Genomic DNA, 26288 nt, shown 5'->3' with positions numbered 1-26288 from the left:
CCTTCGAGATCACCCTCGACCGGCGGAGCCGCTGACGTTACGTCAGAGAATGTTCAAATACATACTCCCCCAACGCCTTTCAGCTGGTAGCGAGACGTGTTGAAGTAGGACGAGTAGCGACGGGAGTGCAGCGTGCCGTCCACGACACCAACCGGCCCGTGCGGCGAGCGCTACCAACAGGCACTGTAACCGCCACCCCACCATCCTCACCTCGAGCAGACGTATGCAGGGAGGAGTGGCACAACCACGCAGGGCCACTACAGCGAGTGGTCGGCAAAATGCGCGACACGCTGTCCACACCTCGGACGATCGTTGACAATGGCTCAATGGATGCTTCCGCCATCGTTGCCGCGATTGCCGCCGCCATCACTTTGGCTGCCCTGTACTTCACGCGACGACAAGTCAAGACCGCAGAAGAACAGACCGCAATCCAGCGGGGAATGTACAAAGATGCCGCTCAACCGTACGTCTGGGCAGATATCCGACCTCACGCCCAGCATGCTTCATTCATGATGCTCATCCTGAAGAATGAAGGACCGACCGTCGCTACCGACGTCTCACTGAAGATTAATCCAGGATTGCCGTCTGAATGGGCCCGGAACGAAGACCACGAGAAGTTCGCGAGCATGCGCTGCTTTGATTCGCTACCACCTGGACGTATGATGCAGTGGAATCTCGGATTGCCACAAGACCTCTTACCATCCCCCGATACTCCGGGTAACGGTGATGGGCGTTTCAAAATATCGATCTCTTTTCGTGGACCGAACGGGACGAAAACCACTTTAAGTTATTCGATAAACCTAAGCGAGTACCGATGGGTCGCAAAGACGACACCCGGCACCCCAATGACTATCGCAAAGTCAGTGGACGACGCCACCAAGACCCTATCCAAGGCAATCAATAACGTTGCGATACAGCTTTCCGAATAGCTTTTTCACGAACGGCAGCAGCGCAATTTCGGAAGCAGGGCTGTCAGTAGTATAGCTCCTAGTCTGGCAGCCCTCCCTCTGAGCGTCGCTCTTGAATTAAAGCATCAAGAACAGCTTGATCTCGAAGCATGGACCGCGGAATAGGTGCAGGCAGGCCGAGTTGATCAAGTAGCTCTCTCAATGAGACGGGGACAGGGCCAGGCTGTAACGTCGTCCACGAACCCAATAGATCAGCGATGTCTCTGGGAGTCGTGGAGAATGCTTCACCGAGGCCCTCGAACAACGCTAGGTCACTCAGCCTCAGTGGCACAGGGGCTCGCGCGGAGCCCCGCAACTCCTCGAACGGCGCAGACCTTGTAATCCAATCCAACCGGACGGAGGTTATGTTTGCGAGACCGTTATTCGGCACAACAACGTACGGTATGAATACCGGATTCGCCTCAACTCCAAAGGATAAGTGCTCCCTAATCAATCTCGCAGTTGACAAAATCTGGTTGAACTTGCTTTCGACAAACGAAGTATCCATATCTTTGTCGTAGGCAGAGACGTCAGCAAGACCTTGAGCAAGCCTGGCACTCAGGTGGTGATTCGTTGCGTCAATGAGAATGCAGGCACGTCCCGCAACCAACAGGAAATCGCAGACCGAAGGGGCTTCCCCTTTAGTACTAGACCACTCCTCCCGCATTTCGCTTTCATATACTACCCTCGAAATTTTGGAACTATAGGATGCAATCCGCCCCAGAATGTCACCAGCGACACGCTCGAACGCATAATTCATTGCAAGGCTGAATGCCTCGGCCGCTGAACCTGGCTTCGCAGGACCAAACGAGAAAAATGTTTGCCAATACAACTGCGAACCAAAGAACCTATCAACAATCCATTGATATCGGAGCGCAAAAACTGTGTCGTCGTCGTCCCGAAGAAATGGACGTTCCGTGAAAACGTATCGCTGATTCGTAACCGGACCCTGCTCGCGATCACGACGAAGCCTGCGCGCATAATCATTCGCCGAATATGCCATGTTCTTAAGTACGAACTCTACGGCGCATTCGGTAGCACCAGCACGCACTAGGTCCGAGCGTCGAACAACGAACCGCCCAGAGGAAACGATCTCGCTAATGATCTGGCCTGCAACCATGACATCGAGCAGCGGGATGCCATTTGCGAGTTCGAAAGCCTCAGCCGGGTTGGCACCTACTCGCGCGTCACTCACGCGTGCCGGCCAAGGCCGAAACCACAGATCGTACGTTAGAGCCTTGATCAACTCGATCTTGACGGGTTCATTGCTAAGGAAATTCGCCATATCATCCAATGCATGCTGACGAATCGCCGCGATGGTCTCGTCAGAGGTATACGCTTCGATCTCTGCGATGTACGCACCGACGTCGGCGGGGTCTGGGTTCGCCATTGAATCGAGTGCGTTCTGTACGCTTACGTGTTCCGTCGTAATGGACATAACTAGCTCAATCACGTCACTTGTTTCGATATCACGTACCCCGGATGATCCCTCTGTGACTGGACACGACTCAAAGACTTCTCGTATGAGTTGCGTTACTGATCGAGGGGGTACGAGACGATGGGTGACCCCGATCATCGGAGACAGCCGGTTAGCCCACTCCGCCCCAACTTCTGTCAGGAGTTCACGTTCGACACTCACCTCTGACCAGTCAGTCGTAGTAGCAACGTCAAGTCGAGACTGCATTGCTGCCAACGCATGAAGAGCCGATCTCTGGGAAATCTGTCCAAGTCGCTGAACCCGCTCGGCGTGGCTCAATGCGGTCAGCCCCGCGTGGTCAGAAATGATCGCGAATAGCGGTGCAGGCTGTCCGGTGGGTAGACGCTTGGGCGCCATGGAAGGTGACGTTCCGGGGCGCGCCCCGTTCGACCGCCTCTCGCGACGCCGTTGTTTGGTTGTCTTACCCGTACGAGGCTTGCCTCGCTTCTTCTTCGACATCTTAACCTCCGCGATCACGTCGGGAATTTGTGATATTCGCACCACTGCCTATACAGAATAATGGCAGCGTAAGTCATGCGCCGTTGTCAACGATTGAATACGTCTCTTGCGTATGCCGCCGCAGCAGAGACCGAATTTCGCTCGATCGTCGCAGGGTACTACCCAAGCATGTGTGGAAGGAATCCCATTCGAATTATCCCCCCAGTGTCGGACTTACATGATCAATCGTCGCCCAAGTTGCTCACATATTCTGCGTACGTTGCAGCAGCTGCCACAGCATGTCGCTCGATCGTCGCGGGGGAGTAGCCTAGGGCATCCGCGAGGATCGCGGGTGGTGCGAGCTTTGTGAGTTCGTGAAGTGTTCCAAGGCGGGCCGCCCTGGTACTGCAGATCGTCGTGAGGCACGTTCGTAAGTACCCCGGGTTGATATGTTGACCAGGCATGTACCCGCGGAACACCCATGTTGTGGCCGGATGCGCAGCGGTGTTCGCGAGCTCGCGCTCGCCAGCGAGGTAGCGGAATGGCTCATCAAGGGGCTCGGGCAGGGCGATGGCGATGTCGCCGAGCGTTACTGTCACAAGCTCGTCGGAGACAATCACGTCGTCCCACGTGAGTTTGACGACGCGATCGATCTGCTGGCCGAAGACGAGTACCAGGATCGCCGCAGCTCGGTCTCGAGGATTCAGCGCCAGTTTGTTCGACGTGATGCTGTCGACGGCATCGTGCTGGTCCTCAGTACTCATCTTGCGACTGCCACGACGGTGCGGCGTCATCGTTAGGTTCGCAGGGACCAGCGTGGTCTTGATAGCCCACGAAAGGAAGCGTATGGCGAACTCTCTCGTGCTCGGACCTTCGGCTTGCCAAGCGTCTAGGTCGGGCTGAGACAGGCCCGTAATCGAGATGTCCCGAGCGGTGAGCCAGTTGAGGAAGTCGATTGTTACAGTGACGGTTTGCTTGGATCTCAAGAAGGTTCCTTGCGACACCGACTCCATCGAATGCATCTGACGTAGATGGTGCCAACGAATATAGCGGTTTACGACGTCACGATGTTCCTCGGATATTACACGGCTGAGGGCTTCGTTGGACCATTCGATATAGCGGTGGAGCAGTCCGTCCCTAGGCGAAAGGATCTCGTGGGCCACCAACAGTTCTCGAACGTACTCGCGTGTTCGTGACTTCGGTAACGCATCGACCACCTCATGAGTCACCGCTGGCGACTGTGCAAGGTCAGTGAGAAATGCAGTGACGTGCGGTTGGTTGATCCACGTGAGTCCGCTATTGGCTCGTTTCATGGACTTCAACGCGGCCGCGAAGGGTTTGAGCTCAGCGTTGATGGCCCCCGTCTCTGGGTTCGTCAGGATCCGGTCAATCGTCGATCCGAAGACGCATCGCCAGCACCGCCCCTTGGCATAGAGCTCTTCTTCTGCGCCGCATTCCACGCAGTCGACGTTCAGTTTGATGCCGCTGCAGGCACGGCAGGCGGGTCGACCGTTGATGATTCCGGGCAGGACGCCGTTGTGGCCACATGCGCACACACCGCGGGTCCGTTTGGCCGCTTGGTAGCAGTAACCACAGATCTCTAGCTCCTGCCAGGTAACGACGCATTCGCGGTGCTCTCCGCAACGCTCGCAGGGGAGCCAGCGCTCTGGGTCTTCTGGCTTACGTGGGCGTGCCATCGTTACCGTCATCTCGGACGATCTTGATCCTGCGTGCCACGGAGCGCTTCTCACCTACGCCTAAGTCCGCCGGATTCGCCGGCGCGTCTGCGGTGGCCGCGGCTCGCATCTCGACGTAGGGCTCAAACAGATCGTTGGGTGTGCATTCGAGGATGTCGCATAGGGCAGCGAAGGTACGAGCCGGGATCCGTTCGGGAGTACCAGTCACCAATCGGTGCACTTGGGCGTTGGAGAGGTTGATCCCACGTGACTTCAGCAACGGGATGAGTTCCGTTGTCTTCCAAAGGTTGTGGTCGGCCATTCGTTGGCGCAGATTCCAGTGATAGCCGATTCGGCGTTGCTCGCTCACGGGTACTTCTTACTCCCACTTTCGTCACGAGTGACGATTCTCTGTTGGATCATCCTCTGGATGGTCTTCTGTTTGAAGTCTGCAGATACCGATGTGTAGAGGGCGGTGGTCGAGGAGTATGCATGGCCGACTTGCTGTTGTACGAACATTGGGTCGTATCCCGCCTCGAGGAGATGTGTGACGTACGAGTGGCGCAGGCAATGCATCTTGAGCTCCTTCGGCAGGCCGGCCATGTCGCGGACTGCGGTGAAGGTTCGATTGAAGTTTCGGATACCCGTGGCGCCGGCGCGTTCGGATGGCCACAGTGATGCCGAGCGGTCCGCAGTCGCAAAGAGCTCACGCCCGTGCTGCGACATCCAATGTTCGAGAATGCCTACGACCCAGTCGAACTCAGGCACAGTCAGGACCGTGCGTCGCCGTGGGCCCGACCCTGACATGCCCTTGGCGTAGCGGACTTGAACAGCGCCGTAGTGTCCATACTTCTCGACATGCGGATTCGGGCCGAAGTCGTAGTGTTCCAGCATCGCCAACTCGCGGCGCCGGAGACCGTAGGCATAACAGACCTTAAACGCTGTCGAGTCTCGCATGAGCGGGAGCCAGCGTTTCGAGCCCTTCGTGAACTCCTGGTCTACGAGGTCATCACACGCGTCAAAGAACGTCTGTAATTCGACCTGGGTGAAGCTACGCCGATTGGCCGGAATCGCGTCATCTGTCTTGTGGCGCGGCGTGTTCCACTCGAAGACAACTTGAGCGGGAACGTCATCGAACGCTTTGCTACAGAAGGTAGCCCACCCGTACCTTTCGTCAGTGACGTAATAGCAGAACGCCCGAATAGTGCCAGCGTTCGCGCGCAGCGTCGACACCGAGACAGCTTTGGGACCGGTGCGCCGATCAGCGAGGAACTCATCGACATGGATGGGTTGCCAGGTCCACGGATACTCGTTCGAGTGCTCCTGGAAACGCGCCACCAAGCTGCAGGACGACCGGATAAACGGCACACCTAGGCCACGCGCCAGCATCTGCGCCCGCCAGCCGTCCAGCATCGCCTCGAACACTCGGTCTTCAGGCCGCAAGAGACCGACGACACCGTTGGCGAGGAACTCAGGGAGCCGGCCCGGGACGCTCTGCATCAACTCAATGTACGCGAGAATCTCTCATCTGTTTGGCTAAACCAGCACCGAAGTGCGAGAACGATGACCCGAGCGAGCGGCGGCACGCCACACGCACCGGCGCAACCTGCACGGTCACTCGAGATGGACTGGGTCGAGTCCTCTCATCTGTTTCTACTCGGCCTCGTTGAGTGCCGATAAGATACATTATGTCAAGTCGAGCACCGTGTACTACATCAGCTGCGCAACGGGCTGGCCTAAGCCAACCCCTACCTCACGCTGCCGCCCAAGCACCCCCTTGGTCGAAAACGATGGCCGCAGCGCCTTTGGCGCATGGTCGTCTCGTGCTGCGTTTCTGTCCGACGTCTCGCCAGCGGACTGGATCACCCGAATTCGCGACGCGTGGAAGTCGCTTGTGCTGTTCGGGCCTCCTGAGTTCGAGGAGGATGCGCGTGTCCGTTTTGTTCCAGATCCAGTCCACAGGCACCAGCGCTATCCGACCGAAGACTTCACGCAGGCCGTCTATGCGGGCGACGAGCACGCCATCATCGCCAGGACGTGCAGAGCCCTGGCAGCGGCGACGCGCAGCTCCGACGACTGCTACTTCGCGATTTGGGCCGGCTACTCAGGTGGCGTTCCTCCCCTACCGGGAGGGCCTCGGATGCTTATCCCGAACCGCGACTACCACCTCTACGCCGGCACACTTTCCGACATCAACGAGTGGGAGGAGCCGTGGACACCCAAGACGCCTGCGCTACTTCACGACCCGCCGGCCTTCGTATGGCCCGCCGACCACGCCTGGTGCCTGGGTGGCATTCACCCTTGTAACGTGCTTAATCTCGACGATCCGTATCCCACCCTCGCCAGTCTGACCCGCTCACAACCGGTCAGCCGAATCGCCGGCTCATCGTTTTTTCTCGTGACCGGGTGGGACGTGATCGCCGAGGCGGTCGCCCGGCCTGAAGACTTCTCCTCGAATCTCACCTCCACCATGGTGTGGAAGGACGACGGAACCGTCGAGGAGTACCCGATCGCCGATCTGGGTCTCCGATCCACGTGCTGGCCACCGCGGACGACCCCTTCACAAGCAGCACCGCGCGATGGTCATGGTCATGCCGTCGTTGGTGGCCCAACGCGTCCGTGCCATCGAACCCTTCGTCGACCGCACCCTGGACCGTTTGTGGGATGACGGTGTCCAGGACAGCGAGATCAACTGGGTGACGACTGTTGCGCAACGCCTGCCGATGGCGGTAGTCGCCGAGCTGCTCGGTTTTCCACCTATGACATCGACGATCTGGTCCGGTGGTCGTTTGCGGCGACCGTTCTGCTCGACGGAGTCGTGACGCAGGCCCAGCTCGAGACCGCCGCGGAGGCGGTGGGCGAACGTCTATCTATCGACTGCGTTTGACGGCGCAGCGCACCAACCGGCGAGAACGTGATGGGAGACCTGGCGCGTCTGGTCCCCACCGGGGCCCTCGACCGCGACACCGCGGTCATGATCAGCCTGCAACTCGTGGCTGCGGGCGCGGAGTCCACGGTGAGCCTGCTGGGCAGCGCTGTGTATCTACTCGGCCGGAATCCGCACATCATCGACGAGCTCTGCGGCGATCGCGACCTCGTCTCTCCGTTCATCGAGGAGGTACTACGGCTGGAGTCGCCGTTTCGTGGACATTACCGACATGTCGTCGCGGACACCGTCCTCGGCGACGTTGATTTGCCGGCCGGATCGCACCTCTACCTGATGTGGGGCGCGGCGAACCGCGACCCGGAGAACTTCGATCGACCCGAGGAGATCGACCTAACCCCGACCGCACGCCGCTCGCATATGGCGTTCGGCAAGGGACTGCACCTGTGCGTGGGCGCGGCTCTCGCCCGGCTCAAGGGAAGGGTCGCGATCAACCATTTACTCGACAAGGCGCCCAACGGATTCGTCGTCGACACAACAGATCCCGACTGGGAGCGCAGTCTGCTTGTCCGCCGCCTGCGACGACTACCTGTCCGGCTCGGCACCTGATGTTGCCTCCGATCGCGCCTATCACGGCTCTCCTCACCAGCTACGCGGAGCGGTTGGATGCCGGGGACCTACGCGGGGTGGCAGCTCTCTTCAACCGGGCAGAACTGCTGGTCTCCGGCGAGCGCATCGGAGCCGGAAGCGAGTCTGCGACCGCTGGGACCGACAGTTCTTCCCCGACTGCGAATGCGAACACCCCTGGGGAGTACACACCCACCCCACCTGGAGCTTCCCCTGCGGCACCTTCTGCGGCTGCCCGATCTACCGGCAACAGGCCATCCCTGCTCGCGGCCAGTCGCCACCCGCAGACGTGTCTAGGGGCCGGTATAACTGAGGTGGTAGTACGCAGCTCGGACGATAACCGCGCAAGCCCGAGCAATGATCAGAACCTGTGGATGACCCTCGGTGAGGGGGCGTTGAAAGTGGGCGCACCTTCCCGAGGATGATCTGAATATCCGAAGGTCCGATCATGAGCCGGCGTTGGCGCGCTGGTTCGGGAAGGTACGCCCATGCTCACCGTAGTTCACGATGCCACCGAGGCCACTGAAAGCACCGGCGGTGCCGGTCGGTCGTTATTGGACGAGATCGTCCGCGACGGCGCCCGGCAGATGCTGGCTGCAGCACTCAAAGCCGAGGTCGCCGCCTACGTGGCCCAGTTCGCCGACCAGCTCGATGAGGACGGCCATCGGTTGGTGGTCCGCAACGGCTACCACCAGCCGCGTGAGGTGCTGACCGCGGCCGGCGCGGTCAAGGTGAAGGCGCCGCGGGTCAACGACCGCCGCGTGGACCCCGATACCGGTGTGCGGCAGCGGTTTTCCTCGGCGATCCTGCCGGCGTGGGCACGTAAGTCTCCGCAGATGAGTGAGGTGTTGCCGCTGCTGTACCTGCATGGGCTGTCCAGCGGCGACTTCACTGCGGCGTTGGAGCAGTTCCTCGGCTCGGGTGCGGGGTTGTCGGCCTCGACGATCACCCGGCTGACCGCGCAGTGGCAGGACGAAGCCGCGGCGTTCGGGCGCCGTGATCTGTCCGGTACCGACTACGTCTACCTGTGGGTCGACGGCATCCACCTCAAGGTGCGCCTGGAGCAGACCAAACTGTGCCTGCTGGTGATGATTGGCGTGCGTACTGATGGCCGCAAGGAGCTGGTGGCGATCACCGACGGGTATCGGGAGTCCACCGAGTCGTGGGCCGACCTGCTACGCGACTGCAAACGCCGCGGGATGACTGCCCCGGTGCTGGCCGTGGGCGATGGCGCCCTCGGGTTCTGGAAGGCGGTCCGCGAAGTGTTCCCAGCGACCCGTGAGCAGCGGTGCTGGTTTCACAAGCAGGCCAATGTCCTTGCCGCACTGCCTAAGTCGGCACATCCGTCGGCGTTGGCGGCGATCAAGGATATCTACAACGCCGAGGACATCGACAAGGCACAGGTCGCGGTCAAGGCATTCGAGGTCGACTTCGGCGCCAAATACCCCAAGGCCGTCGCCAAGATCACCGACGACCTTGACACCCTGCTTGAGTTCTACAAGTACCCGGCCGAGCATTGGATTCACCTGCGCACGACCAACCCGATCGAAAGCACTTTCGCCACGGTGCGACTTCGGACCAAGGTCACCAAGGGGCCTGGATCACGCGCGGCCGGGATTGCCATGGCCTACAAGCTGATAGACGCCGCACAAGCCCGCTGGCGGGCCGTCAACGCCCCGCATCTGGTCGCCCTGGTCCGTGCCGGCGCGGTCTTCCACAAAGGCAAACTGCTCGAACGGCCCACCGACATCACCCCACCGCAACCGCCTTCAAACGGTGACGAGCGCACCGGAACGGAGGTCGCCTGAAACACCCCGATCCACAGGTCTTGACAATTTCTCCGCAAGCCCTCCGGTCGATGATGTGGGCTTTGCCCTCTCGGACCGCCGCGGAGTGGAGGCTGCCAATGGCGTAGTTCATGCTGTATCCCTGGTCCAAGTATTCCGCGGATATGTGGCCGAGGCCGACCAAAAGTGCTGAATCTACTTCGTACGCGAGTTGTCGTCGCACTGCAGCGAGGTATGCCAGTTCGTCGTCTGTGTATCCCGGCCCCATGACCAGCGAGGAGGACTCGTCGGGCCGGTCGTCGGAAGCCAGGTTGACGATGATCACGCTGGCTCCAATAACCGCGAGGACTGCGATGCTGACGACAGCGAGCCCTATGCGGAACCGTTTGCGTTCGTCGTCGTCAGGAGTCGGCGACTTCTGCCCGGGCTTGGGCCGGTACTCGGGGTTGGGCTGAATCATGAAACCGTGACGTTCTTCGAAAGCGGTCATGCGAGTTCTCCACTTGTAGCGTGGCCTCGCCCGTCTTGAAGGTCACTCAGTCCCCGACGCGATTCGGGTGGCGTCACTAAGTGAATAGGCACGTCGACGAGCAGTGTTACGCGAGTTAGCCCTCGCGCGATCCGTTCCGGGATTACAGCCCGGGTCCGTGGTCGCGGGAGCGTTCTGCGGGTGGCGTCGGCGAACACACAGCCCCGCAAGTTCATCGCGGACAGGGTTACCCCGTCCACATGAGCGCGTCGCAGCGATGTAATTGTGGCGCGGGAACGCCGGCTTGCTCAGTGAGATCCCGATCCAACGCCATGAGTTGCAAGAACGTGTCCGAGCCACGCGTCCAGTGCCATCCCGGCCGGTCGCCGCAACCGCCCGTCCGGGTCGAGGATTTTCGGTATCGCGATCCGACGACAGGCACAGAGACGCCTTCACTCTGATCCTGACTCAGCAGCCGTTCCCAGTGCTGCGGTCTCCGCACGCACCTGCTCTACCTGCTCAGCAATCACCTAGTTGGCGACCAGCTGACATCCAGTCATCCGGACGCTTGGACCTCACGTACACGGGGTCGAAACGAAGTCGTTGACCAAGGGCCCAGTCGCGGCCAGGGATGGGGTCGATTCCAGCGAACAGTTCAGCGGGTGGTGCCATTTCCGCACGGTAACAGTGTCGCGTGTCGCTCCAAGAGTTCTCGACAAACAGTCGTGGGACACGTCGTCTCCCGACGTGTTCGACGCAGGGTAACGGTGAGGCAGAGTTTGCGGATAGGGACTTAACAGGCAAGTTCGGAAGCCGGATGAGTTGGAGTTCCCAAGATGTCTATACCTCCGCGGGAGCCCTCGGCCGAGCGGTCGCCCGACGGCGAATCGCCGAAGCAGAGCGGGGTCCGAGACGGGCCTAAAAACTCGCTGTTAAGCCGCCGACGCCTTCTCATTGTGGCAGCGATCGCAACTGTCGCTCTCGTCGTCGTGGCAGCGGTGGTGCTCTACGCCCAGACACGGCCTACGTCCGACACCGCTTGGACAGGTTTCCCGCGCAGCCAGTCCTGCGCGGTGTCTCCTACAGCCGACGAACTTTTTCGGGGCGACCCCAGTTACGTTTCCGGTGTGCCCGCCCAGTCCGTACAAGCCGAGGAGGTGTTCATCGAGGACCTGGGCGACTCGACAGTGCGCCTCACGGTCACCTTTGCCGGGACACCGGAGCCGGTGCCGCAGGTCTTAATCCCCGGTTACGGTGATCAGCGGATTCCTCAGCCCGGGGCATGGGAGTTCACGATCTTTTTGTACCCGCGGGGTTTCGACGCGAAGTACCCACCGCCCATCTATTTCCACTCGGACAATTACGACCCCGGATGGACTGGCTGGCAAATAGACGGCTTGGACGGCGAATCGCGCTATCTTCCGGTCGACGATTGGGCCTTTGAGGGCCACACCTTTACTCTCACCGCTGACTTGTCGGGTTACTTCGGCATTCCGAAGGGCGACGCGTTTTCGACAGACATCTGGGTCATGCCGAGTCAGCACAACTCTCCTCCAACCGGATACGAATCCCCCGCCAGCTATTTCCCCTTCTACAGCTACCCAACCTACGTCTGCCCACAAGCCAGCGCCCACCAGCGGCAGAACCCTCAGCCGACCACCTCAACGGGTGGACCGAGCGCTTTGCAGCCGCGTTCGACGTCTATCGCCCGAAACTCTCCTCAGCAGTTTGCGGACATGGACGAACTTGGCTTTCGGAACTCCCACGCCCGCTGTGATGCCGACGACGAACCTGCGGCGACGGCTCGGACGGCTCAGTCGCAGTTAGTGATCTGTGTTCAGAACGATTACAGCTACTACTATCGCGGTGTCAGGCTGAGCGACCAGGCCCCTAGCGAGTATTGGAATGTGCAGGCCAACTACATAGGGTGGGTAGTCACCAACGGGTCAGTCACCTACACCATCTCGGAGGACGGTCTTGAGATCGCTGACGCGGGTGATGTTCTCGCACACGAAGCAATGATCGAATACCGTGCCGGATAAGCAGTGTCGGAAGCATGTAGGCGGCCGATAACTGCAGCCTGGGCCGCAGGGTCTCCACGATGGTGCCGAGGTCCTTCTGCTGGGCGCGCCGGCCATCTTTGGCACGTACCGGGCAAGAATTGCGTTCCACACGCCCGACGTACGGTCGCACCTTGCCGTCAGTGGAGAACAACCGAAGATCTCAGCGGTGAATCTCAGTCCACCGGTGTGTGGGCTGCATCGCTACCGAACGCGACATCACCTACATCGCCGCCACATTGGAGGCCGATTGTCGGCCCGTCGCCGAACCTGGCCTGTGGGCCATCCGCGGCGGCGACGTCTTCGTCGTCGGTCCCACCGTCGCGCGATCCGCCGGTGAACGTCGCCCCGCCGAACCATGTGTCCCCGGTGAACGTCGCCCCGCCGAACCCCCGGCGGTCCCGGTTAGGACGGACTGCGGCAGACTAAGGGTGATGGATCGACCACCTTCGAGGTCGAGGTCGCCGTCGATGCGGGCGCCGATCAGGCGGATGGGTAGCTTCTCGTCAACGAGCAGGTGACGCAGGTAAACGGCGCGCACGACGCGGTCGTCGGTCCAGCCGACGGCATCCTCGACGGTCGGTTTCCAGGACCCTTTGCGTTCGGTGTCGGTAGGCAAATCGCATCGGTCGCCGGTATGGGCGGCGGTCAACAGCTGGTGTTCGGCGGGGGTTGCGGGCTGCACTGCTGGTTGCACTCCTTGCACCAGCGTGTGCTGGGGCTCCAACTTGGGGCGAGTCTACGGACGCAGCTGATCCTATCGGCACGTCACCATTTCGAGAGGTCCAATATCGCACTAGCCTCTCGTGGCAACGGGTTTGAAGCCCGTCCAGTGTTTCGTTGGCACGCACAAGGGCCGTGTCAGTTCTTTCCGGTGAAAGATAAGTGCGAGGACCGGACGCGCCGTCGAGGGTGTCAATCGGCCAAGGTGAGCGGCGGGCGTCTGCCCAGTCCCGTCGGCCGCGTCAGGGATGCGGTGGGCGAATCGCCGGTAGGCGTTCGCGTGTCGATCGCTAGAGGCGCACACCGCCAGGTGTGATTCATATATCGTTTTGTCACTGGTAACTAAATGTCAAGCCGCACAACATAATTCGTTGATATTCTACCTCATGCCAAGTCGAGTACTGCCAACTTTATCTGCGCATCACCTGTCCCAGTCCTCCGACTACGGAACCTCCAGCAACAGCGCCAACTGATTCCGGTACGCCAGCGCCAGTTCACGCGCGACCGAACGGCACGTCAAACCCGGCGTCGTCAGCGCACAGCGAGCTCTCGAGACCGCCTACTTCGGCTCGGACGGGAAGACGCCTAGCCCCCATCGCCTTCAGCGTTTCCTGAAGAGCAGCCATCGCTGGTGAACGGAGCGCACCACGGATCGCCCAAGACCGGTGACCGGAATCCTCCCTGCTGCACTACGACGAAGCCGGCGCCTCGGCCAGGGAGCCTGCCACCACCAGGCGATGACATACGCTCGTGGTCAGGTTGCACCGGAGTTGCCACTCGCCACGCGTCCGCCGTCAGCGGTGCTGAACCGTCCGATACCGGATGACCTGTAGTGGCTCCATCGTCAGCACGACCCGGCCATCGGCGTCGACGAGCTGTCCAGCGCAGCGCAGATCTGCGCGGTCTGTGGTCGGTGCGTCACCGCGGAAACGCGGAGAAACTCCGAGGATCGTGATGCTGGCCGTGTGAATGACGTCCGGGCGAAGCGGATTGGGCAGACGCATGCGTTCGATGCCCTTGCCGGCCACCAGGGCCAGCCGAGGAACGAACATGCGCGAAGCCAGACCGGAGTAGAGCGCCAGAGAATGCGCCGCGCTTCCGATGATGCCGCCGAACGGCCCGTTCGCCGCCACTTCCCGGCTGACATGAATCGGCAGCGGATCGTACTGGCTCGCGAAGTCGATGATCTCGACTTCGGTCACGCTCGCCGTGCCCAACTCGAAGACCTCCCCCGCTGACAGGTCCTCGGCATACAGCCTGGTCATCTCGCCTGAGGCGTGAGGGTCCGACAGTCCCGACCCGGGCGACGCTGGAGTCATAAATCTAAAGTAGCTAGATTACGAGGGGTCAGCAAACCGGGCGGAGTCCAACCGGGCCGGGCTGATCTGACGCACTGTCCACGACCGACAGTTCCGACTCAGGTCGCGGCGGGATAGGTGACCTGATTCTGCGGGCCGACGACCGCGCCGGCACTCAGATGCGCGGCATCGACATGGCCGGCGCCGAGAATGTGCCACACGTCCTCGCCGCGGGCGAGCAGATGGTCGGCGATGATCCGCCGGTGACACCGCCACCACACCGCCTCCGAGCACATCAGCGCCACGCGCGAGTCCTGCCCCCTCCCGCGCAGTCCGGTGAGTGCATCTGCGAACTCGTCGGACAATGCATGGTCGGCATAGTTGTGGAAGCTGCGGTTCTCCCACCACCCGTTGACATCGACCGGCACGTCCTGACTCACCGGACGCCGCCCGGTGAGTCCTTCAGCGTGCCAATACCCGATCCCCGATTCGTCCAGGCTCCCCGTGAGCGCGTCCTGGTCGAATTGCGGGTATCGAGTCGAGCCGGGGAGCCTCCGGACGTCGGCAACCACCTGAATGCTGCTCGCGGCGAGCAGATCGATGAACTCGGCAAGGGTCCGAGTGGAGTGACCGATGGTGAAGAACGGCTCGCTCCGGATCGTCTGCGCTGATCGCCCACTTCGCGGCATCTCCCCATCGTAGGTAGACGACCACAACCCGGCGCGGGACATTCACCTGTCCGTGAGACACATTCTCCGAATTGTCCCGATCCGCCCATATGGCGACGCTCCACCTGATCCAATGACTGGCAGCTACATCGTCGGCAGTGTCTGAGAGGTCGGAATGGCGCATCACTACCCGGAACTGGCGGAGCGCGTCACCCGGCAGGCCGACGAGTTACCCGAGCTGTACGGCGATTTCGATTTCGCCGTCACCCCGGAGCGTTTCACCACCGATCCGGGTGTGAAGTCAGCCCTGCTGACTCGGTTGGGCGATCGCTCCAGGTACCTGAACGATCCGCGCCTCCTGGAGTTGGTGCACACCTCGACATTTCTGGCCGACGTCCCCGCGGACCGAGTGGCAGCACTGGCCACGCGGTATCCGGTCGCCGAGCTGGTGAGCTTGGTTCGCCGCGTGTGCCGCGAGGGCGCGGAGAACGTCCCCGAGGCTCCACCCGAGATCGCCGAGCTCATCGCGGTGATGCAGGAGAAACCCGATTGGATCAACTTCGATCTCGTCGAGGACGGCGCCACGTACTCGCGCCTGTATGCCGCGCTCGTCTCCCCCTTCATGACTCGGGGCGCGTTCCTCGCGACGTTCACCAACAGCTATGCGGCACTGCCGATGACGATCACCGGAGCACTGTCGGGCACCCGTGCCGCGCATCGTGTCAACGAGACCACGGCCTACTTTGCGGTGACGGCACTACCCGGCGGTCTCGAACGCTTCAGCGCGGGCTTCGAAGCCACCGTCATGGTGCGACTCATGCACTCGATGGTCCGGTTCAACGCCCTGCAACGAACCGGCCGCGGCCACAACAGCAAGAAGCGGACCTGGGACACCAGGATCTACGGGTTGCCGGTCCCGCAGATCGATCAGTTCCCGGCCGGAATGATCGGTCCATACCAGAAGGCGGACAAGGCAGTGCGGGCCAACCGCGAACTCCCCTACGACGAGCGGGCGATGGTCGAGTTCCACCGCTACCGCGGCTACCTGCTCGGACTTCCTGAAGAACTGCTACCCGGATCTCCGCGGGAGATCGTCGATCTGTTCAACGCGCGCGCCGCGACGCTGCGACACGGCTACGACGACGAATGCCGCAAACTCGTCACGTCCACGATGAATGCCTACCTGCGCCCGTCCGGGAGCACCTTCGACCGCGCCGCCGATGCCGTCGAAAAGAGTTACAGCAAACTGGCATTCGCTGCCGCCTTCTGCGAGGGCAATCTGAAGAAGGCAGCCGACATGGGCGTCGACCTCTCGGTCAACGACTTTGCCCGCGCCGCCGTGACAGCGCCCTTGCTGACCGGTCGGTTCGCCGCCGTCCGCATCGCGGGCAAGGTCCCCGTGCTACAGGATGTCGCCGATCAGTACATCACCGCCTTGGTGAAACGACGCCTCGACGATTACGGAATCCCGGCGTACACAACCGATTCCCGCGAATACGCGCACTGACGACGCCCACACGCGCGTCGAACGGCAGCTCGTGCTCCCGCTGCCGCGGGCGAGTCAGTTGAGCTTCCTGGCCCGTGGAGCCGCATCTGTAAGGGAGGCCGCCGGGACGACCGCGCCTCGGATCACTCGGAGTGCACGGCTCTTCCCGCGACCAGGCGTTTCCATCCGGCGTTGGACGACGTCCATGCCGAGGGTGAACACGGTCAGGCCAATGGGGGCGAACAGTCCCACGATGAGTCCGGCCATGTCTCATACCTTTCGTTCTTCCGACACGTGAAGCGCGAGGGTTACATAACCATCCGGCTCGGCGGGTAAACATCGCCGCGGTCGGAGCCGTCGGGAATGAGTCACCGAGGATCGATCCGGAACACTCCACATCGTCCGGCGACAGCAGCGAAGGCGTCCGGCGTGACATCGGTGACCACGCCGGCGTCCTTCATCATTTTCGGGCCGTCGCTGCCCGCAAGCTCGGGCCAGGCACGGAGCACCGGAACCGCCTGGTCCGCGGGCAACTCGGTAAGTCGGACGTCGGTCACGTCTCCGCGAATCGACAACTGCGCGAGTCCATCGGCTGCGCGGACGTTGCGCGCCCAGTCGGCGCCGGGAAATCCCTCGAGGAGGTAACGCTCTCCATCCAGAGTGATCACGGTCAGCGGAGTGCGCCGCGTCTTTCGACTCTTTCGGCCGGTCACGATCAGGACCGGCAACTCCTTCATCGCACCGAAGCGCTGCATGAACAGGAACATTTTGTTCATCGGCTTGAGCCAGCGGGGCGCGGGGGTTCGCCGTGACGTGGGCATGATCGATCCTTCCGACACCTTACTTCGTACACCGTATCGGGTTCATCCCGCGTAAACCGCCTTATCTCGCTCCGCTCCCGGCGACGGGTTCGCCCACACCACCAGCGGCACGATCAGCGTTGTACGTCGATCACCAGTCGCGTCGGATTGGTCAGCACGTCGACGCTGAACGGCCTCGCGGGTTCGGATACGCCGATGAAAGACTGTGTGACACCTTCGAATACGAGCGCGCTCCGCACCTCCACCACCGAGCCGCCGGGTTGCGCGCGAACCGGATCAGGACCGTCATAGGGTTCGACGCCGCTGTCGAACGGGTACGCCGACCCCGTGATCCGAACTTCCAGGATCGCGTTGCCCGCGACGTCGACCGGGAATCCACTGCCGTCCTGGACAGCCTCGTCGACGTAGGACACCCGCCAGCCAGGCAGACCCGTACCACCGAGCTCGTAGACGACTCGATCGAATCCGTCGTGCGTCCCGATACGGATATCGGTAACGGTGAGTCGCGCACCCTCACTCGCGGGCGCGCTCTTCGGACCGGCATCCCCACCCTCAGTGGTGATCTCGGAGTTCGCCGGACTCGTCTCCATCGGAGGCGTTGACGTCACCGTCTCGGTGACAGTCGCCGCGACGCCGCCTTCACCGTCCGTCGTCGAGCAACCCGCCACCACCAAAGCAACGATGGTCGCGACGACCGAGGACCATATCCGGATCATGAGCGACCAGCGTACCGGCGGATCAGGGCCAGAAGATGGTGCCATTCAGGAAGTCCTGGGCGAAACGACCACCGCTGCGATATTCGCCGCCGAGGGGGACGCCGTAGTAGCCCTTTGCGCCGCCGTGTGCACGCCACTTCTGCAGGATTCCACCCCACACGATCTGGGCGCCGCCGGCCTTGGACCACGTCACGACACCCCCCTGGAAGTCGTTGCTCCGCCCGCTTCCCGACTTGTACTCGTTGGTGACGGGGAATCCGAGCGCACCGCGCTCGGCTCCGACCTTCTGCCAGCGGGTCCGGATGGCGCCGCCGACCTGGTGTGCCGTGCCGCCGTCGACCGCAGGATGCCAATAGAACGACGCGTCGCGAGCGAACGTCTGGTAGCGGCCGCGCTTGGCAGAAGCACGTTCGGGCCCGGTCGGTACACCCCACTTCCAGAACCCGCCACTCTGTGCGTAGGCCTCTTCGATCTTCCCTCCGACCAGGATTCCGTTGATCACCCGATCGGCCTGCGCGCTCGGCGCCAGAACGACGAGGGACATCACAGTCGCCAGGATCGCCAGGCCCAGCGACGCGAACCGAGGCCGGGTGCGACCGGCGGCTGATCGGCTGACACGGGAGGTGTACTGAAGGGAAGAGGAAAGACCGGGCATGCGCGTGATCATACGGACACACCGCGCATATCGTTAGGTCAGCTCACAACGCCCGTCCCTAACCTGTCGGTTGCGGGAGGGCACGACGATAACAGAGCATGCGCTCTGTTATCGTCGTGCCATGCCGCGGCCCAGAACGCACGATCTCGAGCGGTTGCTCGATGCTGCCGAAACGCTGGCGGTCGAATCCGGCGCTGCAGCAGTGACGGTGCGGGCCCTCTCAGATCTGACGTCGGTCTCCAACGGCGCGATCTATCACGCGTTCGGGTCCCGCGCGGGGCTCGTCGGGCGGGTGTGGCTTCGCGCTGCGCGGCGCTTCCTGGGTACGCAAGGCGCTGCGGTGGATGCCATCCTGGCCGGCGGCGAGGGTCATGGTCATACCACCGCGGTGGAAGCCGTGGTCGCAGCGGCTGACGCGCCGGCCCGCTTCACGCTCGACCACCCGACGTCCGGGCGGTTCCTGCTCACGGTGAACCGCCACGAACTCCTCGGGTCGGGTGAACTACCCGACGACCTGGCCGATGAACTCCGCAACCTCGACCAGGACCTCGTCGACCTGTTCGTGAAGCTGTCGCAAGCGGTCTGGGGACGAACCGACCGCCAGACGGTGGAGATCATCAGGGATTGCGTGGTCGAACTCCCGACCGCGCTTCTTCTTCGCGGTCGACGCACGGCGGATGCGGCCGTGCGCGAGCGCCTCGCAACCGCCGTCCGTGCCGTGCTGACACTCGATCCTCCCGGATCCGACTCATCGTCAACTGCCTCAACGTCTCTCGACAGATAGGAAAACCTCCGATGGCTACAACCCTCGACTTTCATGACGACATCGCCGTGCTCACTCTCGGTGAGGACGAGAACCGCTTCTCCCCTGCGGTTCTCGAGTCCATCGACGAACACCTCGACAGAGCCGAGTCCGCAGCCCGCGGCCTGGTCACCGTCGGCTCGGGCAAGTTCTATTCCAACGGACTCGATCTCGAGTGGCTTCTCGCCAACGGCGACAAGGCTGACGCGTATGTCGAACAGGTGCAGGAACTCTTCGTCCGGATCCTGACCTTCCCGCTGCCGACGGTCGCCGGTGTGAACGGTCACGCGTTCGGCGCAGGGGCGATGTTCGCACTCGCTCACGACTATCGGCTGATGCGCGAGGACCGCGGCTACTACTGCTTCCCCGAGATCGACATCAACATTCCGTTCACGGCGGGCATGGCCGCCCTCATCCAGGCCAAGGTGACACCACAGACCGCAGTCACCGCCATGACCACCGGACACCGGTATGCCGGACCGGAAGCTGTCGCAGCCGGTCTCGTCGACGCCGTCGCCGATGAGAACGACATCGTCTCCGGCGCGCTCGATCGACTCAAGCCGCTCGTCGGCAAGGACTCGAGCACCCTCGGTGCGATCAAGTCCACCATGTTCCGTTCCGTCACCGAAGCACTGCGCCAAGGCCGTACCCGCTGACCCCAGCGGACTTCCTGTGCCTCACAGCGTCCTGTGGACGCGTAGGTCAGTCGGGGGACGTTTCGCGCGTTTTGCGTCGATTTTGAAGAACGCCGTCTAGCTTTGGTTCCGACCTGAGCGGCGGAGGCCAGATGAGCGACCAGACATCCCAGGACGATACGAACGAGGTGTCCGTCGAGTTCGGCTACACACCGGAGCTGAAACGGACCCTCGGCTCATTCCAGGTGTTCGCCGTGTCCTTCGCGTTCATCTCGGTCGCGGTCGGCATCTTCGGCACCTACGGCATGTTGCTGAACAATGCGGGCCCAGTGGGCATCTGGACCTGGCTGATCGCGCTGGCGGGACAGATGCTGGTGGCATTGGTGATCGCCCAGTTCGCCGCCCGCATCCCGCTCAGCGGATCGTCGTACCAGTGGGCGTCCCGACTCGCCAACCCACGCGTGGGTTGGATCTTCGGTTGGCTGACCTTCTGTTACCTCATCGTCGGACTGATGGCGATCGACTTCGCGATGGCCAGCCAGTGCTTGATGCCGCTGTTCAACATCTCTCCCGACGAGCACACCGCCCGCGTCCTCACCGTCGTGATCCTGCTGGTTCAGGCGACGCTGGCGATCGCATCGACTCGACTCGTCGGGCTGATCAACTCGCTGGCAGTGGGCGTCGAGGTCACGATCGTGGTGGTACTCGTGATCGCCCTGTTGGTGGCGGTCGCGGTGACCGGGGACGGTTCGGCCGGCAATCTCGGATCGCGCGGCGTCGCATCGGATTCAGCTGATTACTTCGCCTTCGGCGGCGGATTGATGGCGGTGATGATCGTCGGACTGGCAACTCTGGTGGGTTTCGACTCGGCAGCCAACATGGCCGAGGAAGCCAAGGATCCGCACCGGACCGTGCCCCGGGCCATCGTCGGTTCGGTCGCAGCGGCCGGCATCCTGGGGATGCTGTTCCTCATCGGGCTGACAGTGGCGATCGACGACATCGACAAGGTGACCGCCTCGGAGTCGCCGGTGGCGACCATCATGCGAGACCAGTTCGGGGCACCGATGGAGCGAATCCTGTTGGTGGTGATCGCGATCGCCTTCTTCGACGGCGGACTGGTGTCGATGACGTCATGCGCGCGCATGGTGTTCGCGATGGCGCGCGACGGGCGGTTCCCGGCGCATCAGCTCATGCGACGGGTCAACAAGCGATCCCAGACCCCGATCGCGGCCACCGTGCTCCCGCTGGTGATCGGGATCGTCGTGATGATCGTGCTGCCGGGCGACGCGCTGATCGAACTCATCACCGCGGGCACTCTTTTCCCCGCGATCACCTACGGACTCGTCGTCATTCTGTATCTGGCCGTCCGTAAACGCCTGGACCGTAAGCGCGGCGCCTTCGACCTCGGCCGGTTCGAGTTGCCGGTGGCCGTCGCCGCGCTGGTGTGGTCGGTCTGCGCCGTCGTCATCCTGCTCTCCCCCATCGACGCGACCGTCCCCATGATCATCGTCGGCGGGTTGATCCTCGTCGGTGGACTCTATTTCGGTTTCCTGCTGGTGTTCCGGCGAGAGGTCCTCGACAGCGAGCCCGGACAGGACGTGTTCTCCGACACCGACCGTCGCACCGACCCGGACCCGCAGGACGCCGGCGTCTGATCAGCCGGACCGGCCGCCGTGGACTAGTCGTAGACAACGTCACGACCTTCCCGGCGCAGCACCTCCAACCCCTCGCGAAATCGTTGCAGGAACTCGGGCGAATGGGGTGTCCAGTCGGTCATCTCCCCGACGACCCGGACGGGCCGGTCGCTGCGAAACGAGTGCGTCGGGTTGCCCGGGAACTTCTTGTCGGTGACGTTCGGGTCATCTTCCACCGGGCCTTCGGGCTCGACGACGTAGACCCGGCACGGACCGTCCCCCTGCGCCATCTCGGCGGCAAGCACCGCTCCGTCGAGCACTTTCGTCATGTAGACGTAGTTCGCTGTGTGTTCAGGTCGGTAGTTCGACCGGTGACCTGGCACCAGGTGGTCCCCGACCTTCAGGTCGGCCTTGGTGCCGTGAAACCAGACGCCCGATTCGTGCACCGTGAATCGTTCGGGTGTATCTGCCATCTCCGCCAATGCGAATCCTTCCGTCCGTGACAGTTGCCGAGCAATTGTGCACGCTCGCCGGGGCCTTGCCGCAAGCCCCGTTCCTGGCGTTATTCTGAAAGTGGAAAGAGACGCGTCCGTCGTCTCCGGTCACAATTCCCCACCCCGAAATCACCGCCGGCGTGTTTGAATTCGGCGTGCGCGTATGTCATCTGATCTCAACAGCCACTGTGGCTCTCGTCGTCATCGGGACCGCCGGATGCTCCGCCGGGTCCGATGAGCCGGCTCCACAGTCGTCGTCGGTGAGCGCGACAACTCACGCGCCCACGGCAGCACCACCTGTCCCCCAGAGCTCAGATGGAATCGACATCGAGCGAATCGAGTACCTCGGTCCCGCCGACGCCGACCCTGCCGAGAACTGGGCAAACCTGTACCTACCTGCCGGGGACCACGAGGACGGATCCGTCCCGCTGGTCACCATCGTTCACGGCGGCGGTTGGGAGAGTCGCGCCGGCGCAGAGCAGTTCGACGAGATGGCCCGCGACCTCGCCGGCCGCGGACTGGCCGTCTACAACGTCGAGTATCGCCGGGTCGGCACCGGTGGCGGCTGGCCGACGACCTTCCACGACGTGGCCCGAGCACTCGACCACGTGCCCACGATGGCCGAGACCCATCCGCAGCTCAGCATCGACGACGAGCTGGTGATAGGCCACAGTGCCGGTGCACAATTGGCGGTCTGGGTCGGCACCCGACACCGGCTCGAGGATGACGAAGTGGGCTCTCGCCCAGCGTTTGTCCCGTCCCGGGTGGTGTCCATCTCAGGTCCCTTGGACATGCGCTATGCCGTGAACCACGGCAACGGCCGGGTCATCAAGCAGATCCTCGGCGGCACACCGGAACAGGTGCCTGGTCGCTATGCCTCGGTGGACCCGATCCAGAACCTCGACCCACAACTGCCGGTGATCCTCTTCCACGGTCTCGCCGACGACGACGTGAATCCGGACAACTCGCGGCACTACACCGCCGCCGTCCGAGCGGCGGGCGGCACCGCGGAACTGCACCTGGTCGACGGCGAAACACACACCTCGCTGGTGCATCGCCAGTCCCCCGCCTACCAGCAGATCATCGAGCGACTGACCGCCGTGGCCAGAGCAGAACTCGAGAAGTTGCGAGACGAGTGACCAGACGCTCGTGACCGATCCACGGTGTAGTCGATTCCTGCCGGTGTCCGCGCTACATCGTTGCAGCCGAATCGATGTGGCCTTCGAATCCGAAGCGCTCTGACAGGGAACGATACTGCTCAACGAGGTCCGGATAGGAGGGGTCAGCGCGCGCTCGGGCCAACAGGGCGCGCACGTGTGCCGCTGTTGCCCGCGCTGTCATCCAGTCGCCGGTGTTCGGAACGCCCAGTAATCGGTCGAGCGACCTCTTAGCCTCGACGAGGTCGACTTCGTCCCCGCGGTCCACCAGAACCTCCGCCAGAATCCCGGAAGCCGGCATCGCGTAGCCACAAGAGGACGATCCCCACCGCATACTCCGCGAACATCAAGGCGTTGTCATCGGCAACCCGCTCCGATGTCCGCAGCACCTCTTCACCGATGTGGAGGGCACGATCATCGGCGCGAAGAACTACGAACTGTATCGCCGCTGCAACGGGTCTGTCCGATATTCGGTGTAAGCGGCGGTTTCCGATTGCTCGGCGGGTCAGCGTTCTTCGGCTGCGGGCATACGATCGGCGAACGTGATTGCCAGGGCGTTGAGCGCTGGCTTCCAGCGTACGGCCCACTTCGTCTGACCGGTACCCTTCGGGTCCAGCGACCGGGTGACCAGGTAGAGCGTTTTGAGTGCGGACTGCTCGTTCGGGAAGTGCCCGCGAGCGCGCACCGCACGCCGGTAGCGGGCGTTGAGACTTTCGATCGCGTTGGTAGAGCACAACACTCGCCGAATCTCGACGTCGTAGTCAAGGAACGGAATGAACTCCTCCCACGCGCTCTCCCACAGGGTCACGATCGCTGGGTACGGCGTGCCCCACTTTTCAGCGAATTCCTCCCACCGCAGCCGGGCCTCAGCGGCGGTCGACGCGGTGTAGATCGGTTTGAGATCGGCGCTGATCTTGTCCCAGTACTTGCGGGAGGCGTACTTGAAGGTATTGCGGATCAGATGGATGATGCACGTCTGTACCGTGGCCAACGGGAACGCGGCAGATACACTGTCGGGCAACCCTTTCAACCCGTCACAGACAACGAAGAAGATGTCGCGGACACCCCTGTTCTTGAGGTCGGTGAGCACCGCCAACCAGAACCTGGCCGACTCACCGCCCCCGTCGCCGGCCCACATGCCTAGGATGTCTTTGTGCCCGTCGAGATCAACACCGATCGCGGCGTAGATCGGCCGGTTACGCACCTGCCCGTCACGGATCTTGACCATGATCGCGTCGATGAACACCGCCGCGTACACCTTCTCCAGCGGGCGTGCCCACCAACCCACCATCTCCTCGATGACCCGATCAGTGATGCGGGAGACGGTGTCTTTCGACACCGACGCACCGTAGACATCGGCGAAATGCGCCGAGATCTCTCCGGTCGTGAGGCCTTTGGCATACAGCGACAGCACCACCCGATCCACATCGGTGACGCGACGTTTGCTCTTACCGACAATCACCGGGTCGAAGGTGCCGTTGCGGTCGCGGGGGACCTCGATCGGCACCTGCCCGCACGCGTCAGTCAGGACCCGTTTCGTGCGCGTGCCGTTGCGCGAATTGCCGGTGTTGCGGCCGGCCACGTCATGTTTGTCGTAGCCAAGATGCTCGGTCATCTCCTCATCGAGCGCCGCTTCGAGCACGCTCTTGGTCAATGCTTTGAGCAGCCCGTCAGGACCGGTCAGGGCCACGCCCTGAGCGCGGGAGCTACGTGCTAGATCGCTTACCAAGGCCTGCTCGGCCTTCGAGAGCTCACGCACCGCATCCGCGGTGGTGACATCGTGTTCCTGACCGGGCTGAACCGGCCCTGCCACCGGGGCATCCACGCCCCCGATTGTGTCGGTCATCGTCGTGATTCCTCCTGCCCCACGCCGGGGGCGATCAAAACCACTTACACCGAATCAGCGACAGTCCCGCTGCAACGGTCCAGACGAAAACGAGGGCGAAATGCTGGGGATTGTTGTCACGCGCCAACTCGATGGCAACATCGAGTGTCATTTGCCACCGCTATGGGACCACCTGTTTGCCACGAGCATGGGACCACCTTGGCGCGTTATTGAGGATGCGCGGTGGGGTCGTGGCGGTCAAGTCCGGGGCGTTGGCGCTGGCGGTACGAGGGGCCTTCCACGACCAGCGTGTGAGCTCGAGAGGTCAATCGGTCGATGGCCGATTGGGCCAGCAGTGCGTCGGTGGTCATGGTCAGCCACTCGGCGGGCTCTCGGTTCGAGGTGATGATGGTGGTCTTGGTGTGGTGGCGTTCGACGATGAGTTCGTAAAAGTCGTTGGTTTCGGTGGCGTCGAGGGGCCGTAGGGCAAAGTCGTCGATGACGAGGACTTCGGTGGTGGTGAGTTTGCGGAGTTCGGCGTCGGTGCTGTTGTCCAGGCGCGCGGCTTTGAGTCGGTGAAACAGTTTGTCTGCGCGGGCGAACAGGACGGTGTGGCGTCGGCCGATTGCCATGTGGCCCAAAGCTGTTGCTAGGTGTGTTTTGCCGACCCCGACGGGTCCGAGGATGATGGCTGACTGTTTGGCTTCGATGAATCGCAGTGTGGCCAGTTCTTCGAGTAGTTCCCGGTCATAACGCAGGTCGTGTTCGGCCCGCCAGCTATCGATGCGCATGGCTGGGTCCAGGCCTGCTTTGATTGATCGCAGTGCGGCAGAGCGTGATTCGCGGCGTGAGACTTCGTCGGCAAGTAGCTGTTCGAGGAAGTTGATGTGTGAGGTTTTGTGTTGCCGTGCCAACGCGGCGCGTTGCGGGAGGGTGTCAGCGAGCGCACCGAGTTTGAGGGCTTTGAGTGAGCGGAGCAGGTCAGCACCGATTGGTTGGGTGGTCATGG

Annotated in this window: 24 protein-coding genes; 10 read left to right on the top strand and 14 right to left on the bottom strand. The window is 62.3% G+C overall.

Going from position 1 to position 26288, the window contains the following annotated elements:
- The first annotated feature begins 326 nt into the window (after positions 1 to 326).
- Positions 327 to 929 (top strand): hypothetical protein, encoded by a 603-nt coding sequence (locus tag GAA2_RS10840; protein WP_139180018.1) that lies wholly within the window; start codon positions 327 to 329, stop codon positions 927 to 929.
- 58 nt (positions 930 to 987) lie between these two features.
- On the opposite strand, the gene GAA2_RS10835 is transcribed toward GAA2_RS10840, so the two are convergent.
- The 4 genes from GAA2_RS10835 to GAA2_RS10820 form a co-directional block, all read right to left on the bottom strand.
- Entirely contained in the window at positions 988 to 2337 is a 1350-nt protein-coding gene (locus GAA2_RS10835) for a hypothetical protein (protein ID WP_139180017.1), read from the bottom strand.
- A 767-nt stretch (positions 2338 to 3104) separates the two neighbouring features.
- A complete protein-coding gene (locus GAA2_RS10830; RefSeq protein WP_024497891.1) occupies positions 3105 to 4559 on the bottom strand; it encodes a hypothetical protein in 1455 nt (484 codons plus the stop codon).
- Positions 4543 to 4908, bottom strand: coding sequence for a helix-turn-helix domain-containing protein (locus GAA2_RS10825; protein WP_024497890.1), 366 nt, complete (start codon positions 4906 to 4908; stop codon positions 4543 to 4545). Before GAA2_RS10825 ends, GAA2_RS10830 begins: the two co-directional genes overlap by 17 nt.
- On the bottom strand, positions 4905 to 6038 hold the full coding sequence (locus GAA2_RS10820; protein WP_035760292.1) for a tyrosine-type recombinase/integrase: 1134 nt from the start codon (positions 6036 to 6038) through the stop codon (positions 4905 to 4907). Before GAA2_RS10820 ends, GAA2_RS10825 begins: the two co-directional genes overlap by 4 nt.
- Positions 6039 to 6315: 277 nt before the next feature.
- On the opposite strand from GAA2_RS10820, the gene GAA2_RS23160 reads away from it, so the two are divergent.
- The 3 genes from GAA2_RS23160 to GAA2_RS10810 all read left to right on the top strand — a co-directional run bounded on the left by GAA2_RS23160 (position 6316) and on the right by GAA2_RS10810 (position 9857).
- Positions 6316 to 7206, top strand: a complete 891-nt coding sequence (locus tag GAA2_RS23160) for a hypothetical protein (protein ID WP_232512986.1) — start codon at positions 6316 to 6318, stop codon at positions 7204 to 7206.
- A gap of 249 nt (positions 7207 to 7455) precedes the next feature.
- Positions 7456 to 8031 (top strand): cytochrome P450, encoded by a 576-nt coding sequence (locus GAA2_RS23155; RefSeq protein ID WP_232512987.1) that lies wholly within the window; start codon positions 7456 to 7458, stop codon positions 8029 to 8031.
- Positions 8032 to 8537: 506 nt separating this feature from the next.
- Positions 8538 to 9857 (top strand): IS256 family transposase, encoded by a 1320-nt coding sequence (locus GAA2_RS10810; RefSeq protein WP_006438912.1) that lies wholly within the window; start codon positions 8538 to 8540, stop codon positions 9855 to 9857.
- Here GAA2_RS10810 and GAA2_RS10805 read toward each other — a convergent pair.
- Positions 9799 to 10326 carry a hypothetical protein gene (locus tag GAA2_RS10805; RefSeq protein ID WP_157753397.1) on the bottom strand — a complete coding sequence of 176 codons (528 nt, stop codon included), beginning with the start codon at positions 10324 to 10326 and terminating at the stop codon, positions 9799 to 9801. The genes GAA2_RS10810 and GAA2_RS10805 overlap by 59 nt on opposite strands.
- A gap of 1106 nt (positions 10327 to 11432) precedes the next feature.
- On the opposite strand from GAA2_RS10805, the gene GAA2_RS10800 reads away from it, so the two are divergent.
- Positions 11433 to 12347, top strand: coding sequence for a hypothetical protein (locus GAA2_RS10800; RefSeq protein WP_096274057.1), 915 nt, complete (start codon positions 11433 to 11435; stop codon positions 12345 to 12347).
- 1535 nt (positions 12348 to 13882) lie between these two features.
- Here the strand turns inward: GAA2_RS10800 and GAA2_RS10795 are convergent.
- Both GAA2_RS10795 and GAA2_RS10790 read right to left on the bottom strand, forming a co-directional pair.
- Positions 13883 to 14290, bottom strand: coding sequence for a MaoC/PaaZ C-terminal domain-containing protein (locus tag GAA2_RS10795; RefSeq protein WP_157753398.1), 408 nt, complete (start codon positions 14288 to 14290; stop codon positions 13883 to 13885).
- 215 nt (positions 14291 to 14505) lie between these two features.
- A complete protein-coding gene (locus GAA2_RS10790) occupies positions 14506 to 15075 on the bottom strand; it encodes a DUF488 family protein (protein WP_051349549.1) in 570 nt (189 codons plus the stop codon).
- Between the two features lie 154 nt (positions 15076 to 15229).
- On the opposite strand from GAA2_RS10790, the gene GAA2_RS10785 reads away from it, so the two are divergent.
- Positions 15230 to 16561 carry an oxygenase MpaB family protein gene (locus GAA2_RS10785; RefSeq protein ID WP_024497548.1) on the top strand — a complete coding sequence of 444 codons (1332 nt, stop codon included), beginning with the start codon at positions 15230 to 15232 and terminating at the stop codon, positions 16559 to 16561.
- Positions 16562 to 16615: 54 nt separating this feature from the next.
- Here the strand turns inward: GAA2_RS10785 and GAA2_RS10780 are convergent, their stop codons facing one another.
- The 4 genes from GAA2_RS10780 to GAA2_RS10765 all read right to left on the bottom strand — a co-directional run bounded on the left by GAA2_RS10780 (position 16616) and on the right by GAA2_RS10765 (position 18732).
- Positions 16616 to 16807, bottom strand: a complete 192-nt coding sequence (locus tag GAA2_RS10780; protein WP_024497547.1) for a hypothetical protein — start codon at positions 16805 to 16807, stop codon at positions 16616 to 16618.
- 101 nt (positions 16808 to 16908) lie between these two features.
- The gene (locus GAA2_RS10775; protein ID WP_024497546.1) at positions 16909 to 17361 is read right to left on the bottom strand and encodes a nitroreductase/quinone reductase family protein; all 453 of its coding nucleotides are present in this window, start codon (positions 17359 to 17361) and stop codon (positions 16909 to 16911) included.
- Positions 17362 to 17474: 113 nt separating this feature from the next.
- On the bottom strand, positions 17475 to 18077 hold the full coding sequence (locus GAA2_RS10770) for a hypothetical protein (protein WP_024497545.1): 603 nt from the start codon (positions 18075 to 18077) through the stop codon (positions 17475 to 17477).
- Positions 18078 to 18099: 22 nt separating this feature from the next.
- Positions 18100 to 18732: an LGFP repeat-containing protein gene (locus tag GAA2_RS10765; RefSeq protein WP_024497544.1), complete on the bottom strand. Its 633-nt coding sequence runs from the start codon at positions 18730 to 18732 to the stop codon at positions 18100 to 18102.
- Between the two features lie 121 nt (positions 18733 to 18853).
- Here GAA2_RS10765 and GAA2_RS10760 point away from each other — a divergent pair, with 121 nt between their 5' ends.
- The 3 genes from GAA2_RS10760 to GAA2_RS10750 all read left to right on the top strand — a co-directional run bounded on the left by GAA2_RS10760 (position 18854) and on the right by GAA2_RS10750 (position 21824).
- Positions 18854 to 19516 (top strand): helix-turn-helix domain-containing protein, encoded by a 663-nt coding sequence (locus GAA2_RS10760; protein ID WP_024497543.1) that lies wholly within the window; start codon positions 18854 to 18856, stop codon positions 19514 to 19516.
- A gap of 11 nt (positions 19517 to 19527) precedes the next feature.
- Positions 19528 to 20190 (top strand): enoyl-CoA hydratase/isomerase family protein, encoded by a 663-nt coding sequence (locus tag GAA2_RS10755; protein ID WP_024497542.1) that lies wholly within the window; start codon positions 19528 to 19530, stop codon positions 20188 to 20190.
- Between the two features lie 131 nt (positions 20191 to 20321).
- Positions 20322 to 21824 (top strand): APC family permease, encoded by a 1503-nt coding sequence (locus tag GAA2_RS10750; protein ID WP_024497541.1) that lies wholly within the window; start codon positions 20322 to 20324, stop codon positions 21822 to 21824.
- 23 nt (positions 21825 to 21847) lie between these two features.
- Here GAA2_RS10750 and arr read toward each other — a convergent pair whose 3' ends face one another.
- Positions 21848 to 22276, bottom strand: a complete 429-nt coding sequence (gene arr, locus GAA2_RS10745) for an NAD(+)--rifampin ADP-ribosyltransferase (protein WP_024497540.1) — start codon at positions 22274 to 22276, stop codon at positions 21848 to 21850.
- Between the two features lie 281 nt (positions 22277 to 22557).
- On the opposite strand from arr, the gene GAA2_RS10740 reads away from it, so the two are divergent.
- Positions 22558 to 23436, top strand: a complete 879-nt coding sequence (locus GAA2_RS10740) for an alpha/beta hydrolase (protein WP_232512988.1) — start codon at positions 22558 to 22560, stop codon at positions 23434 to 23436.
- A gap of 523 nt (positions 23437 to 23959) precedes the next feature.
- On the opposite strand, the gene GAA2_RS10735 is transcribed toward GAA2_RS10740, so the two are convergent.
- Both GAA2_RS10735 and istB read right to left on the bottom strand, forming a co-directional pair.
- Positions 23960 to 25300, bottom strand: coding sequence for an IS256 family transposase (locus GAA2_RS10735; protein WP_248664734.1), 1341 nt, complete (start codon positions 25298 to 25300; stop codon positions 23960 to 23962).
- Positions 25301 to 25506: 206 nt separating this feature from the next.
- The gene (gene istB / locus GAA2_RS10730) at positions 25507 to 26286 is read right to left on the bottom strand and encodes an IS21-like element helper ATPase IstB (RefSeq protein WP_024498877.1); all 780 of its coding nucleotides are present in this window, start codon (positions 26284 to 26286) and stop codon (positions 25507 to 25509) included.
- Positions 26287 to 26288: the final 2 nt, after the last annotated feature.

The sequence above is a fragment of the Gordonia ajococcus genome (assembly GCF_012974285.1).
GTDB classification, from domain to species: Bacteria; Actinomycetota; Actinomycetes; order Mycobacteriales; family Mycobacteriaceae; genus Gordonia; species Gordonia amicalis.
The sequence above is the reverse complement of the archived record's forward strand: the minus strand, read 5'-3'. Positions and strand labels throughout refer to the sequence as shown.

Bases quoted from the DNA above. Each gene is read 5' to 3' on its own strand.
- istB (WP_024498877.1), bottom strand. From the start codon at position 26,286: ATGACCACCCAACCAATCGGTGCTGACCTGCTCCGCTCACTCAAAGCC.
- GAA2_RS10760 (WP_024497543.1), top strand. From the start codon at position 18,854: ATGCCGCGGCCCAGAACGCACGATCTCGAGCGGTTGCTCGATGCTGCC.
- GAA2_RS10805 (WP_157753397.1), bottom strand. From the start codon at position 10,326: ATGACCGCTTTCGAAGAACGTCACGGTTTCATGATTCAGCCCAACCCC.
- GAA2_RS10840 (WP_139180018.1), top strand. From the start codon at position 327: ATGGATGCTTCCGCCATCGTTGCCGCGATTGCCGCCGCCATCACTTTG.
- GAA2_RS10755 (WP_024497542.1), top strand. From the start codon at position 19,528: ATGGCTACAACCCTCGACTTTCATGACGACATCGCCGTGCTCACTCTC.
- GAA2_RS10750 (WP_024497541.1), top strand. From the start codon at position 20,322: ATGAGCGACCAGACATCCCAGGACGATACGAACGAGGTGTCCGTCGAG.
- arr (WP_024497540.1), bottom strand. From the start codon at position 22,276: ATGGCAGATACACCCGAACGATTCACGGTGCACGAATCGGGCGTCTGG.
- GAA2_RS23155 (WP_232512987.1), top strand. From the start codon at position 7,456: ATGGGAGACCTGGCGCGTCTGGTCCCCACCGGGGCCCTCGACCGCGAC.
- GAA2_RS10820 (WP_035760292.1), bottom strand. From the start codon at position 6,038: ATGCAGAGCGTCCCGGGCCGGCTCCCTGAGTTCCTCGCCAACGGTGTC.
- GAA2_RS10790 (WP_051349549.1), bottom strand. From the start codon at position 15,075: ATGCCGCGAAGTGGGCGATCAGCGCAGACGATCCGGAGCGAGCCGTTC.
- GAA2_RS10735 (WP_248664734.1), bottom strand. From the start codon at position 25,300: ATGACCGACACAATCGGGGGCGTGGATGCCCCGGTGGCAGGGCCGGTT.
- GAA2_RS10830 (WP_024497891.1), bottom strand. From the start codon at position 4,559: ATGGCACGCCCACGTAAGCCAGAAGACCCAGAGCGCTGGCTCCCCTGC.
- GAA2_RS10810 (WP_006438912.1), top strand. From the start codon at position 8,538: ATGCTCACCGTAGTTCACGATGCCACCGAGGCCACTGAAAGCACCGGC.
- GAA2_RS10770 (WP_024497545.1), bottom strand. From the start codon at position 18,077: ATGATCCGGATATGGTCCTCGGTCGTCGCGACCATCGTTGCTTTGGTG.
- GAA2_RS10780 (WP_024497547.1), bottom strand. From the start codon at position 16,807: ATGGCCGGACTCATCGTGGGACTGTTCGCCCCCATTGGCCTGACCGTG.
- GAA2_RS10775 (WP_024497546.1), bottom strand. From the start codon at position 17,361: ATGCCCACGTCACGGCGAACCCCCGCGCCCCGCTGGCTCAAGCCGATG.
- GAA2_RS10785 (WP_024497548.1), top strand. From the start codon at position 15,230: ATGGCGCATCACTACCCGGAACTGGCGGAGCGCGTCACCCGGCAGGCC.
- GAA2_RS10835 (WP_139180017.1), bottom strand. From the start codon at position 2,337: ATGGCGAACCCAGACCCCGCCGACGTCGGTGCGTACATCGCAGAGATC.
- GAA2_RS10765 (WP_024497544.1), bottom strand. From the start codon at position 18,732: ATGCCCGGTCTTTCCTCTTCCCTTCAGTACACCTCCCGTGTCAGCCGA.